The sequence below is a fragment of the Klebsiella sp. K-3 genome, assembly GCF_051207495.1.
Classification (GTDB): Bacteria; Pseudomonadota; Gammaproteobacteria; order Enterobacterales; family Enterobacteriaceae; genus Klebsiella; species Klebsiella aerogenes.
Window position 1 is genome coordinate 1 of sequence record NZ_JBPNXF010000002.1, and the last position, 13,125, is coordinate 13,125.

Consider the following 13,125-nt stretch of genomic DNA (forward strand, 5'->3'; position numbering starts at 1 on the left):
TGTAGGCCGGATAAGGCGTAGCCGCCATCCGGCATACAGGCTGGAGTCTGGGTCAATAAAAACCCGGAGTCGGCGCGAGCGCCTCGTCCGGGTTACCGGTAAACGGGCATGTCTGCCGCCAACTCTCAGCGCCGGGAGCGCACCACCTGGTAGCGGCGGGTGAAATACTCTATCGGTGCGCTCCAGACGTGAACAAGTCGAGTGAACGGGAAGATAAGGAAGATAGTCATCCCCAACACCAGATGTACGCGATACACCCACGCGACGCCGTCCAGATGCGCTGATGCGCCGCCGTGGAAGGTGACCACCGCCTGCGCCCAATCCACCAGTTTGAGCATTTCGCTGCCGTCCGGATGCTGGGCTGAGAACGGTATAGTCGTTAGCCCCAGCGCGCACTGAATCAGCAGAATGCACAGGATCAGGATATCCGCGGTGGTGGAGGTGGCGCGAATACGCGGGTTGGTCAGGCGGCGCGCCAGCAGGCCAATGCCGCCGACCAGGGTCAGCACGCCGCAGACGCCGCCCAGCACCATCGCCATCACCTGTTTCTGCGACATCGGCAGGAACCATGAATAGACCCAGTGCGGCGTCAGCATCCCGAAGAAGTGGCCGAAGAAAATGCCGAGGATGCCGATATGGAATAAGTTCGACCACAGCACCATGCCCCGTTTATCGAGCATCTGGCTGGATGACGCGCGCCAGGTATACTGCCCGTAATCGTAGCGCAGCCAACTGCCCACCAGGAACACGGTACCGCAGAGGTAAGGGTAGATATCGTAAAAGAAGACGTTTAAGTACTGTATCATTTCGGGCCTCCGGCGCGGATGTCGACGTACTGCGGCGCCACATCCTGGCTAAAGCGTCGTTGATAAGCTTGCATTGGCGAGCTATCGCAAGCGGTTGCATTATCTTCAATAAACTTCACCTGTTCCTCTTCCCACACCGCATCCAGCGCCTGGCGGGTGTCGTCACGCTTCTCACTCGCTACCTGCCTGGTGACACTGTCACTATTGAGTGGGCTATCCGCCAGCGCAAGAAGGGTGTCAAAGAGTTGATAGTAATCGCATTCGCGCTGCTTTAAGCGTCCACCCAGCAACGCCAGAATAGGCGCGACGTTCTGCAGTCCTTCACGGGCATCGGCCAATGGGAGAGTGCTGAGATATTCAAGATATAAAGGCAGGTGGTCTGGTAGTTCGCGACAATCGATCTGCAGGCCCGCCTGTTCATACTGGTTCATCAGATCGACCATCGCCTGGCCGCGGTCGCGCGATTCGGCGTGTACATGTTCAAACAGCAGCAGCGAGGTGGCGCGACCACGCTCAAACACCTCACACCATTCGGCCTGACGGTCGAGCAGCGGCGCCGCCAGTAATCGCCTAACAAACGGCGTCAGGGCGGGCGCATCGGCGCTGACCAGCGCCAGCGCCTCCTCGCGGTTATCCCACAGCGCGTCGTCGGGATACTCCAGCAACAGAGCAATGACTTTGAGGATCCGCATTACTCGCCCTCCCCATGTCGACGTACGTCTCCTACATCAATCGCGTCGATGCGCCGACTGTTGAACAGATTGAATTTAGTATCAGAACCATGGCAACCATCGCCAAAAGTAAAGCCGCAGCCGTTGCGTTCGGGGAAGGCGTCCTCCGCCAGTTCGCGGTGGCTGGTGGGAATCACGAAGCGGTCTTCGTAATTAGCGATCGCCAGGTAGCGATACATCTCTTCCACCTGCTCGACGCTAAGACCCACTTCTTCAATGGCGCGGGTATCGGTCACGCCTTCAACGGTTTGCGAGCGTTTGTAATGGCGCATCGCCATCATGCGTTTTAACGCGCGCAGGACCGGGCCGGTATCGCCGGCGCTCAGCAGGTTCGCCAGATACTGTACCGGTATACGCAGGCTTTCTACCGCCGGCAGAATGTTGCCGTTGCTCGGCAGGCCGCCGGCGTCCGCGACTGACTGAATCGGCGACAGCGGCGGCACGTACCAGACCATCGGTAAGGTGCGGTATTCCGGGTGCAGAGGTAGCGCCAGCTTCCAGTCCATCGCCAGTTTATACACCGGTGATTTCTGCGCCGCTTCAATCACGTTATGCGGAATACCCTGTTTCAAGGCCTCTTCGATGACCGCCGGATCGTTCGGATTAAGGAACACATCGCACTGGCGCTCGTAGAGGTCGGTTTCATGCTCGGTGCTGGCCGCTTCTTCGATGCGGTCCGCATCGTACAGCAGCACGCCGAGATAGCGGATACGGCCGACGCAGGTTTCGGAGCACACCGTCGGTTGCCCGGACTCAATGCGCGGATAGCAGAAGATGCATTTTTCCGATTTGCCGCTCTTCCAGTTAAAGTAGATTTTTTTGTACGGACAACCGCTGATGCACATCCGCCAGCCGCGGCATTTATCCTGGTCGATCAGCACGATACCGTCTTCTTCGCGCTTGTAGATGGCGCCGCTTGGGCAGGTCGCCACGCAGCTCGGATTGAGGCAATGTTCGCAAAGACGCGGCAGATACATCATGAAGGTGTTTTCAAACTGGCCGTACATCTCCTTTTGCATCGCTTCGAAGTTACGGTCTTTGGCGCGTTTTTCAAACTCGCCGCCGAGTAACTCCTCCCAGTTTGGCCCCCAGGTGATCTTATCCATCCGTTCGCCGCTAATCAGCGAACGCGGGCGGGCGGTAGGCAAGTATTTGCCCTCCGGCGCGTTGTGCAGGTGCTGATAATCGTAGGTAAAGGGTTCGTAATAATCGTCAATCTGCGGCAGTACCGGGTTGGCGAAAATCTTCGACAACACGCTGACGCGGTTGCCCAGACGCGGAGTGAGCTTGCCGCTGATACCGCGGATCCAGCCGCCTTGCCACTCGTCCTGATCTTCCCAGTTTTTGGGGTAACCGATACCAGGCTTGGTTTCCACGTTGTTGAACCACGCATATTCCATCCCTTCGCGGCTGCTCCACACGTTTTTACAGGTGACGGAGCAGGTATGGCAGCCGATGCATTTATCCAGATTCAGCACCATTCCGACTTGTGAACGTATTTTCATTTCTTCGCCTCCTGTACCTGGTCGCGACCTTCGCCATCCAGCCAGTCAATGTTTTTCATTTTGCGGATCATAATGAACTCGTCGCGGTTGGAACCGACGGTGCCGTAGTAGTTAAAGCCGTAAGCCAGTTGGGCGTAGCCGCCAATCATATGCGTGGGTTTTGGACAGACGCGGGTGACGGAGTTGTGGATACCGCCGCGACGACCGGTCACTTCCGAACCTGGGATATTCATAATGCGTTCCTGGGCGTGATACATCATGGTCATGCCCGGCGGCACGCGCTGGCTTACCACCGCACGCGCGGTGAGGGCGCCGTTGGCGTTGAAGGCTTCAATCCAGTCGTTATCCTCAATCCCCAGTTCTTTTGCGTCGGTTTCGCTTAGCCAGACGATAGGCCCGCCGCGCGACAACGTCAGCATCAGCAGGTTTTCGCTATAGGTAGAGTGGATACCCCATTTCTGATGCGGGGTCAGGAAGTTCAGCGCTTTTTCCGGGAAGCCGTTTGGCGGCACATCTTTCATCTGGCTGACGCTGCGCGTATCGATCGGTGGTCGATAAGTCACCAGACTCTCGCCGAAGGCGCGCATCCAGGGATGATCCTGATACAGCTGTTGCCGCCCGGAGAGGGTGCGCCACGGGATCAGTTCGTGAACGTTGGTATAACCGGCGTTATAGGAGACATGTTCGCTCTCCAGACCAGACCACGTTGGGCTAGAGATGATCTTGCGCGGCTGCGCTTGAATATCGCGGAAGCGGATTTTCTCATCCTCTTTATTCAGCGCCAGATGAGTGTGGTCGCGGCCGGTAAATTCTCCCAGCGCTTGCCAGGCTTTCACCGCCACCTGGCCGTTGGTTTCCGGCGCCAGACTTAAGATGACTTCACTGGCGTCGATAGCGCTGTCGATACGCGGACGACCTTTAGCCGGACCGTCGGGCTTGACATAGTTAAGTTTGCCGAGGAAGTCGACCTCGCTTTGCGTATTCCACGAAATGCCTTTACCGCCGTTGCCGAGCTTATCGAGTAATGGCCCCAGCGAGGTGAAGCGTTCCCAGGTGGCAGGGTAGTCACGTTCAACCAGCGCAATTGACGGCGCGGTTTTGCCTGGAATGAGATCGCATTCGCCCTTGCGCCAGTCGAGGACATCGAACGGCTGTGACAGCTCAGCCGGAGAGTCATGCTGCAGCGGCACCAGTACTACATCGGTCTCTTTATCAAGGTGGCCGATGCACACTTCAGAGAAACTTTTTGCAATGTCCTTATAGATTTCCCAATCGCTTTTCGCCTCCCAGGCCGGATCGACGGCGGCGGAAAGCGGGTGGATAAACGGGTGCATATCCGAGGTGTTCATATCGTCTTTTTCATACCAGGTGGCGGTCGGCAAGACGATATCGGAGAACAGGCAGGTACTGGACATACGGAAATCGAGGGTCACCAGCAGATCGAGCTTGCCCTCAATCGCCGCGGTCTGCCAGTCGACTTCCTCCGGCTTCACGTCAGAGGAGGAGCCAAACTCCTCGCCCTGAATACCGTTATCGGTACCGAGCAGATACTTGAGCATGTACTCATGGCCCTTACCGGACGATCCCAACAGGTTCGAACGCCAGATAAACAGGTTGCGCGGGTGGTTGTTGCCGCTATCCGGCTGCTCGGCGGCAAAGCGAATATCGCCTGTTTTTAACGACTGGACGGTGAAATCGGCCGGGGATAGCCCGGCGGCGTCGGCCTGCTGCTTGATGCTCAGCGGGTTAACGTTAAGCTGCGGCGCGGAGGGCAGCCATCCCATGCGTTCGGCGCGAACGTTGAAGTCAATCATATGGCCGCTGAATTTGCTGGTGTCGGCCAGCGGCGACAGCAGCTCCTGAGCGGTTAGTTTTTCGTAGCGCCACTGGCTGGCATGGTTGTAGAAATAGGAGGTACTGTTCATCTGCCGCGGCGGACGAGTCCAGTCCAGCGCGAACGCCAGCGGCAGCCAGCCGGTCTGCGGGCGCAGTTTCTCCTGGCCGACATAGTGCGACCAGCCGCCGCCGCTCTGGCCGACGCAGCCGCAGAATACCAGCATGTTGATCATCCCGCGGTAGTTCATATCCATGTGGTACCAGTGGTTCACACCGGCGCCGAGGATAATCATCGAACGGCCATGGGTTTTATGCGCCGTATCGGCGAACTCGCGGGCGATTTGTTCGATATGTTGACGCGGTACGCCGGTGATCTGCTCGGCCCATGCCGGGGTATAGGCTTTGACATCCGCGAAGTCACGCGCGGTGTTGGCATCGTCAAGGCCGCGATCCAGACCGTAGTTAGCCAGCACCAGGTCATACACGCTCACTACCAGAGCGTTTTCTCCACTGGCTAGCGGCAGTTGTTTAGCAGGCAGTTGATGAAGCGTTATCGGCTCCTGCTTCACGCTGCGGAAATGCGGGTTTTCGTTGCCGCCGAAATAGGGGAAGCCCACCGACACCACGCTATCGTGCATATCCAACAGCGATAGTTTTAATTCGACGTCCCGGCCGTTAGCCCGTTGTTCGAGATTCCATTTGCCTTTTTCGCCCCAACGAAAGCCGATGGAGCCGTTCGGCGCGACCAGTTCGCCGTCAGCGTTAAAGGCGACGGTTTTCCATTCCGGGTTATTACTTTCTCCCAGCCCGTCAAGCAGGTCGGCGGCGCGTAGCATACGGCCCGGCGCATAGCTGCCGTCATCTCGACGGTCGAGCATCACCAGCATCGGCATATCGGTATAGGTACGGCAGTAGTTGAGAAAGTAATCGCTCGGATTATCGAGGTGGAAAGTTTTGAGGATCACGTGGCCCATCGCCATCGCAAGCGCGCTGTCGGTACCTTGCTTCGGCGCCAGCCACTGGTCGCAGAGCTTGGCGACTTCCGAATAATCCGGAGTAATGGCGATGGTTTTGGTGCCCTTGTAGCGCACTTCGGTGAAGAAGTGGGCGTCCGGGGTTCGGGTCTGCGGGACGTTTGAACCCCAGGCAATAATGTAGCTGGAGTTGTACCAGTCGGCGGATTCCGGCACGTCGGTCTGTTCACCCCAGGTCATCGGCGAAGCAGGCGGTAAATCGCAGTACCAGTCATAGAAGCTCAGGCAGGTACCGCCGATCAACGATAAATAGCGGGTACCCGCGGCGTAGGAAACCATCGACATCGCCGGGATCGGCGAAAAACCCGCGACGCGATCCGGACCGTAGTTTTTAATGGTCCAGACGTTGGCCGCGGCAATCAGTTGATTTAACTCTTTCCAACTGGAGCGAACAAAGCCGCCTTTACCGCGAATTTCTTTGTAGCTGCGGGTTTTCAGCGGGTCCTGCATGATGCTATCCCAGGCCAGTACCGGGTCGGGATGCTGCGCCAGGGCTTCGCGCCACAGCTCAATTAGCCGTTTACGCGCCAGCGGGTACTTAAGGCGGTTGGCGCTGTAGAGATACCAGGAGTAACTGGCGCCGCGCGGGCAGCCGCGCGGTTCGTGGTTTGGCAGGTCCGGCCGTGTGCGCGGATAATCGGTCTGCTGGGTTTCCCAGGTGACCAGGCCGTTTTTGACATAAATTTTCCAGCTGCAGGAGCCGGTACAGTTCACCCCGTGCGTGGAGCGGACAATTTTGTCGAATTGCCAGCGTTGCCGGTAGCTATCTTCCCAGTCACGGTTATTGTCGTAGACCTGACCGTGGCCGTTGGCGAAGGTTTCGCGTTTCTGCTTAAAGTAGCGAAAGCGATCCAGTAATTTACTCATGACATTTCTCCTGCTCCGCTAATGTCCGGCATCGTGCCATCCGGTAAATAGGTCGTTATGGCTGTGCTGGTTTACGGCGGCCGTAGACCAGCCAGGTCACCAGCACGCAAACCACATAGAAGACAAAAAAGACTTTCATCGCGCCTACCGGCGAGCCGGTCATGGCCAGAGAGGTACCGAAGGCTTTTGGGATAAAGAAGCCGCCGATGGCGCCGATAGCGGCGATAAAACCGAGCGCGGCGGCGGTATCGGTCACCGCTTCGTGCTGGGCCTGTTCGTCGCTGCCACCGCGCTTTTTCACACTGTCGATGGTGAGCTGGCGGAAGATCACGGCGATCATCTGGAAGGTGGATCCGCTACCGAGACCGGCGGTTAGGAACAGGCCCATAAACACCACGTAGAAAGCGAGGAAGCTGCCGGAACCGGATCCCGGCAGGGTGAGGAAAAGCAGGCCGGTAAAGACCGCCATCAGAACGAAGTTGACCAGCGTCACCCGCACGCCGCCCAGACGGTCGGAAATGATGCCGCCGAAGGAGCGCGCCAGCGCGCCGATAAACGGGCCGAAGAAGGCCAGTTTCAGGATATCGACATCCGGAAACTGGGTTTTCGCCAGCATCGCGAAGCCGGCGGAGAAGCCAATAAACGAGCCGAAGGTGGCCAGATACAGCAGACTTAGCAGCCACATATGCGGGCGCTTCAACACCGGTAGCTGATCGCGAATCGAGGCTTTAGAACTGGCAATATCGTTCATGCCGAACCACGCGAAAACGGTGGCGATGACCAGTAGCGGCACCCAAAGCAGCGGTGAGTTGCCGAGCCACAGCATGGCGCCGCCCGGTTGCTCAACGCCGCGCACGCCCAGAAAGGTAAAAATCGGCAGAAAGATAAAAATGGGGGAGACCAGTTGCATCACGCTGACCCCGAGATTGCCGAGCCCGCCGTTAATCCCTAACGCGCTGCCTTGTTTGGCTTTGGGGAAGAAGAAGCTGATATTGCCCATACTGGAGGCGAAGTTGGCGCCGGCAAAACCGCAAAGTAACGAAATAGCGATAAATACCCAGTACGGGGTAGTTGGATTTTGTACTGCCAACCCCAGCCATAAACAGGGAATCACCAGAATAACCGTGCTAATAACCGTCCAGTAGCGCCCACCCATTATAGGTACCATAAAGGAGTAGGGTACGCGTAATATTGCGCCAGAAAGCGAAGGTAGCGCCGTTAATAAAAAAAGCTGGTCGGTAGTGAAATTAAAACCCACTTTATTGAGATTGACCGCAACCGCGCTAAATAACATCCAGACGCAGAAGGCGAGTAACAGACAAAATACGGAAATCCATAAGTTCCTGCGTGCAATGGCTTTTCCTTTATTTTCCCAGAAGGCGTCATTTTCTGGTCGCCAATCCTTTAAAAGATAATGATTCTTTTTATCACCTTCTATCGACATAACACCCTCACTAAAGCGTACGAGATCAAAAGGATAAATAAAAAAACAGCTGAAGCTGTGCAGGCTGGAATTAAGGCTCAGCTGTTTTTAATAATTGTATTGTTTGAGAATAGATAAGATTCGAGACGTGAAAGAATTCACACCGGCAATGAAGGGTGGTCAATTGTTACTAAATGTAACCTAAGCTTGAGGCAGCTCTAGCGCTATGTAATGTGTTAAATAACGAGTAAACGCTGCATCGTCAATCGCTTGCATCCCCAGCGCGTAAATGCCATCCAGCCCGCAAACCAGGGCAATCAGACGCCAGGCGATATTTTCTGCTGTATCCTGCGGCTTAAATTCACCGGCGTCGGCGCCGCGATTAATCGCCGTTACCGTTTCGTCATGCCACATGCTCATGGTAAGCAGATACGCGGCCTTAATTTCCTCATCGCTATCGGACAAAATCTGCGCTTCCCGCCACAAGCGGATATAGGGCTCTAGACGGCCATCTTCGCTGCCGAGTAATGAAAACAGGCGTTCGCTCCAGGAGGCGTCATCGGTCAACAACTGGATATCGAGCATTTCGCGGATCAAGCGGACAAAGGCCTGCGCTTTTAGCTCGCCGGTCGAGGCAAAATGATGATGTAACTGACCTGCGGCGACGCCGGCCTCGCTGGCTATCTGGCGCACGGTCATGGCGCTGAATCCGCCGTTTAGCGCCACCCGCATGGCGGCCTGCATGATAACTTCCCGACGCGCTTCCCGATTTAAGTAGTGCATAGCGACCCGTGACAAAAAGGTGATAGGGCGATGGTAACAAAAAGTTGGACAGACGTTCAACAATCCGGCAGGATCGCAATCCTGGACGCGTGTCCAATTTCGAAAATTGAGGAAAAGTAGTATGTCTCGGCAATGGTTAACGCTGATGGCGATTTTGCTGGTTTATATCCCGGTAGCAATTGACGCAACGGTGCTGCATGTGGCCGCCCCGACGCTCAGCGTCGCGCTTGGCACCAGCGGCAATGAGCTACTGTGGATCATTGATATCTATTCGTTGGTGATGGCCGGTATGGTGCTGCCGATGGGCGCATTAGGCGATAAAATCGGCTTTAAGCGCTTGCTGCTGCTCGGTAGCGCCATTTTCGGCATCGCTTCGCTGTGCGCCGCGCTGTCGCCGTCGGCGATAATGCTGATTATCTCCCGGGCGCTGCTGGCGGTTGGCGCGGCGATGATCGTGCCGGCGACGCTTGCCGGGATCCGCGGCACTTTCGCCGAAGCCAGCCAACGTAACATGGCGCTGGGATTATGGGCCGCCGTGGGCTCCGGCGGCGCGGCATTTGGCCCGCTGGTGGGCGGCATGCTGCTGGAACACTTCTATTGGGGATCTGTTTTCCTGATCAACGTGCCAATCGTGCTGCTGGTCATCGCCATCAACGCTAAGGTCGTGCCCCGTCAGCCCGCACGCCGCGAGCAGCCGCTGAATCTGCCGCAGGCGCTGATCCTGATTGCGGCCATTCTGATGCTGGTATTTAGCGCTAAGTCAGCGTTAAAGGGGCAACTGGCGCTGTGGTTGATTGCGCTGGTGGCCATCGGCGGCGCGGCTATGCTGACCTGGTTTGTCCGCAAGCAGCTGTCGATGCCCACGCCGATGGTGGATATGCGTCTCTTCACCCACCGCATTATTTTGAGCGGGGTGATGATGGCGATGACCGCGCTCATTACGCTGGTCGGTTTTGAATTGCTGATGGCGCAGGAGCTGCAGTTCGTGCATCAGAAAACGCCGTTTGAGGCCGGGCTGTTTATGCTACCGGTGATGGTCGCCAGCGGCTTTAGCGGGCCGATTGCAGGAATGCTGGTGTCGAAACTGGGGCTGCGGCAGGTGGCGACCGGCGGTATGTTGCTGAGCGCTTTAAGCTTTTTAGGACTGTCGATGACCGACTTCAGCACGCAACAGTGGCAGGCGTGGGGGTTAATGACGCTGCTGGGCTTTAGCGCCGCCAGCGCGCTACTGGCGTCAACGTCGGCGATCATGGCGGCGGCGCCGAAAGAAAAGGCTTCGGCGGCAGGCGCCATTGAGACCATGGCCTATGAACTGGGCGCGGGGCTCGGTATTGCGCTGTTCGGCCTGATCCTGACCCGCAGCTACAGTTCGGCGATTGAACTGCCTGCCGGGATTGGCGGTGAAGCAGCGGTACAGGCCTCATCGTCCATCGGCGAGGCGATGAAGGTCGCGCAATCCCTACCTGCGATACCGGCGGATTCACTAATCGCGGCGGCGAAAACCGCATTCATCAGCGCTCACAGCATTTCTCTGGCAACGGCTGGCGTTCTGCTGTTGTTACTGGCGCTGGGGATCTGGCGCGGGCTGGCCAATACGCCGGCGCCACGGTAATGTCATAGCTGAAGAGAAAGCTCCATCGCCGCGCGACGCAGCGGCGCCAGGGCTTTCTCCTTCAGCGCCGCGGCGCTCATCGAAGAGGCGGGAACGCCAACGTTGAGCGCTGCCACCACCTGGCCGCTGCGCGACAGCAGCGGTACCGCGAGCGAGCATAATCCAACTTCAATTTGTCGGTCCGCCAGCGCATAGCCCTGCATGCGAACTTTGGCGATTTCCGCGCGCAATGCCGTGGGGTCGCACAGGGTATACGGGGTATAGCGCATAAGATGTGCTCGTGACAGTGTCACTTCAAGTTGTTCTTCTGGCAGCGCGCTCAGCAATACCCGTCCCATTGAAGTCGTCCATGCCGGGAGGCGGCTGCCGCGCCCCAGATCGACGCTCAGTAAGTTATTGATCGCCGCGCGGGCGATATACAGCACGTTGTCGCCATCAAGGGTGGCGGCGGAGCAGCTTTCACCTAACGTCTTACCAAGATTGTCCAGCGCCGTCTGCGCCACCTTCGCCAGCGGGGTTCCCGCCAGATAGGCATGGCCCACTGCCAGCACGCGCGGCAGCAGTTCATAGCTGCGGCCGTCCGGGCTGTGCACCATCCCCAGCGCCGCCAGGGTATACAGGCAGCGGCGCACCGCCGCGCGGGAAATTTGCGTTTTTTGACTTAACTGCGAAATGGTCAGCCGCTGGCGCTGCGGAGTAAAAGCATTGAGCACTTCCAGCCCGCGGGCGAGAGACAGCATAAAATTGGGGTCGTGCTCGGCCTGCCTGGCGCTCAGCGTAGTGTGGGTATTGTCGCTCATTGCATCTTTCTCCGTTGCAACTAAAAGCTCACGGGGCATCACTATACCGCGCGCAAACCAGGGCGCGCCGAATTGTGCCTGTTTTACCACCTCGATCACATTATTAACCGCAATTTAACAAGCGTGCCGATAATCGCACAACATTTCGATTATCGCCGTTGACCATCCGCCAGGCTGGACCCTATTGTCAAAGCACAGACATCCCCGTTATGGATGTGGGTACAAAAAGTTATGCATCTTTCAGGAACAAAAAATGACTGCGACCGTAGAACGCATTGAGAGCTGGTTAGTGGATGTACCGACTATCCGGCCACATAAATTATCGATGACCACCATGGGCTGCCAGACGCTGGTCATCGTGCGCATTACCCGTTCCGATGGCGTATGCGGTATCGGTGAAGCGACGACCATCGGCGGACTGAGCTACGGCGTCGAGAGCCCGGAGGCTATCTCATCGGCCTTGACCCACTATCTAACGCCGCTGCTGAAAGGGCAGCCGGCGGATAACCTGAATGCGCTTACGGCGCGGATGAATAGCGCCATTAAAGGCAATACCTTTGCAAAGTCTGCCATTGAAACCGCGCTCCTTGATGCCCAGGGCAAAGCTTTAGGGCTACCGGTTTCGGCGCTGCTCGGCGGCGCGTTGCAAACGTCGTTGCCGGTGTTGTGGACGTTAGCCAGCGGCGATACCGCAAAAGATATTGCCGAAGGGGAAAAGCTGTTAGCCGAGCGCCGTCATCAGGCATTCAAGCTGAAGATTGGCGCACGGGAATTAGCCACCGACCTCCGCCATACCCGCGCCATTGTCGAAGCCTTAGGCGATCGCGCCAGCATTCGCGTTGACGTTAACCAGGCCTGGGATGCGGCCACCGGCGCGAAAGGCTGCCGCGAGCTGGCGGCGATGGGGGTCGATCTCATCGAACAGCCGGTGAGCGCACAGGATAATGCCGCACTGGTGCGCCTGAGCCAGCAAATCGAGACCGCAATTCTGGCGGATGAAGCGGTCGCGACCGCTTACGATGGTTACCAACTGGCGCAGCAGGGCTTTACCGGCGCTTACGCGCTGAAAATCGCCAAGGCGGGCGGGCCGAATAGCGTGCTGGCGCTGGCCCGCGTCGCGCAGGCGGCGGGGATTGGCCTGTATGGCGGCACGATGCTGGAAGGGACCGTGGGGACCGTCGCTTCTCTGCACGCCTGGTCGACATTGTCGCTGCAGTGGGGAACCGAGATGTTCGGCCCGCTGCTACTCAAAGACGATATCGTCAGCGTACCGCTGACCTTTGCCGACGGTCAGGTGGTGTTGCCGCAAACGCCAGGGCTAGGTGTGGAGCTGGATGAAGACAAGCTGCGCTTCTATTCCCGTAAAGCATAACAGGAGAAAATAATGCTATTTAAAGTTGATATGACCGTTAATATTCCGATCGGTTTTCCTGCCGCCGAGGCGGATGAAATTAAACAACGCGAAAAAGCTTATTCGCAACAATTACAACGTGAAGGCAAATGGCGACATATCTGGCGCGTCGCCGGTCTTTACGCCAATGTCAGCATTTTCGATGTAAAAGATGCCGAAGAGTTGCATCAAATTTTAATGGGATTGCCGTTATATCCATTTATGGATATTCGCGTAGAGGCGCTGTGCCGTCATCCCTCGTCTATTCGTGAAGACGATAGCTAATAATAATAACGTCGACCTCATGCCGGGGGCACCCGGCAAATATCCTACAATGA

General features: G+C 57.1%; 9 protein-coding genes and 1 pseudogene. 3 read left to right on the forward strand and 7 right to left on the reverse strand.

Annotated elements, in window-relative coordinates:
* Positions 1–125: 125 nt before the first annotated feature.
* The 6 genes from narI to ACSEMK_RS02840 all read right to left on the reverse strand — a co-directional run bounded on the left by narI (position 126) and on the right by ACSEMK_RS02840 (position 8,985).
* Complete coding sequence (narI, locus tag ACSEMK_RS02815; protein ID WP_015366445.1) at positions 126–806, reverse strand: respiratory nitrate reductase subunit gamma; 681 nt, start codon at positions 804–806, stop codon at positions 126–128.
* Complete coding sequence (gene narW / locus ACSEMK_RS02820) at positions 803–1,498, reverse strand: nitrate reductase molybdenum cofactor assembly chaperone (protein WP_395226290.1); 696 nt, start codon at positions 1,496–1,498, stop codon at positions 803–805. The genes narI and narW overlap by 4 nt, the downstream gene beginning before the upstream one ends.
* Entirely contained in the window at positions 1,498–3,042 is a 1,545-nt protein-coding gene (gene narH, locus ACSEMK_RS02825; RefSeq protein ID WP_047080849.1) for a nitrate reductase subunit beta, read from the reverse strand. The genes narW and narH overlap by 1 nt, the downstream gene beginning before the upstream one ends.
* Positions 3,039–6,779 carry a nitrate reductase subunit alpha gene (locus ACSEMK_RS02830; RefSeq protein ID WP_113373298.1) on the reverse strand — a complete coding sequence of 1,247 codons (3,741 nt, stop codon included), beginning with the start codon at positions 6,777–6,779 and terminating at the stop codon, positions 3,039–3,041. Before ACSEMK_RS02830 ends, narH begins: the two co-directional genes overlap by 4 nt.
* 55 nt (positions 6,780–6,834) lie before the next feature.
* Complete coding sequence (locus tag ACSEMK_RS02835) at positions 6,835–8,223, reverse strand: NarK family nitrate/nitrite MFS transporter (protein ID WP_213793974.1); 1,389 nt, start codon at positions 8,221–8,223, stop codon at positions 6,835–6,837.
* A gap of 180 nt (positions 8,224–8,403) precedes the next feature.
* On the reverse strand, positions 8,404–8,985 hold the full coding sequence (locus ACSEMK_RS02840; protein WP_087859567.1) for a TetR family transcriptional regulator: 582 nt from the start codon (positions 8,983–8,985) through the stop codon (positions 8,404–8,406).
* A gap of 121 nt (positions 8,986–9,106) precedes the next feature.
* Between ACSEMK_RS02840 and ACSEMK_RS02845 the strand changes: the two genes are divergently transcribed.
* Entirely contained in the window at positions 9,107–10,597 is a 1,491-nt protein-coding gene (locus ACSEMK_RS02845; RefSeq protein WP_316423973.1) for an MFS transporter, read from the forward strand.
* Positions 10,598–10,599: 2 nt separating this feature from the next.
* Here ACSEMK_RS02845 and ACSEMK_RS02850 read toward each other — a convergent pair whose 3' ends face one another.
* Positions 10,600–11,436, reverse strand: a complete 837-nt coding sequence (locus tag ACSEMK_RS02850; protein ID WP_430915095.1) for an IclR family transcriptional regulator domain-containing protein — start codon at positions 11,434–11,436, stop codon at positions 10,600–10,602.
* A gap of 170 nt (positions 11,437–11,606) precedes the next feature.
* Here ACSEMK_RS02850 and ACSEMK_RS02855 point away from each other — a divergent pair.
* Both ACSEMK_RS02855 and catC read left to right on the forward strand, forming a co-directional pair.
* A pseudogene (locus ACSEMK_RS02855) lies at positions 11,607–12,769 on the forward strand (muconate cycloisomerase family protein).
* A 12-nt stretch (positions 12,770–12,781) separates the two neighbouring features.
* Entirely contained in the window at positions 12,782–13,072 is a 291-nt protein-coding gene (gene catC / locus ACSEMK_RS02860; protein WP_015366454.1) for a muconolactone Delta-isomerase, read from the forward strand.
* The last annotated feature ends 53 nt before the right edge of the window (positions 13,073–13,125 follow it).

Excerpts from the sequence above, each read along its gene's own strand:
- ACSEMK_RS02830 (WP_113373298.1), bottom strand. The coding sequence starts at position 6,779 with ATGAGTAAATTACTGGATCGCTTTCGCTACTTTAAGCAGAAACGCGAA.
- narH (WP_047080849.1), bottom strand. The coding sequence starts at position 3,042 with ATGAAAATACGTTCACAAGTCGGAATGGTGCTGAATCTGGATAAATGC.
- ACSEMK_RS02845 (WP_316423973.1), top strand. The coding sequence starts at position 9,107 with ATGTCTCGGCAATGGTTAACGCTGATGGCGATTTTGCTGGTTTATATC.
- ACSEMK_RS02835 (WP_213793974.1), bottom strand. The coding sequence starts at position 8,223 with ATGTCGATAGAAGGTGATAAAAAGAATCATTATCTTTTAAAGGATTGG.
- ACSEMK_RS02840 (WP_087859567.1), bottom strand. The coding sequence starts at position 8,985 with ATGCACTACTTAAATCGGGAAGCGCGTCGGGAAGTTATCATGCAGGCC.
- narI (WP_015366445.1), bottom strand. The coding sequence starts at position 806 with ATGATACAGTACTTAAACGTCTTCTTTTACGATATCTACCCTTACCTC.
- catC (WP_015366454.1), top strand. The coding sequence starts at position 12,782 with ATGCTATTTAAAGTTGATATGACCGTTAATATTCCGATCGGTTTTCCT.
- narW (WP_395226290.1), bottom strand. The coding sequence starts at position 1,498 with ATGCGGATCCTCAAAGTCATTGCTCTGTTGCTGGAGTATCCCGACGAC.
- ACSEMK_RS02850 (WP_430915095.1), bottom strand. The coding sequence starts at position 11,436 with ATGCCCCGTGAGCTTTTAGTTGCAACGGAGAAAGATGCAATGAGCGAC.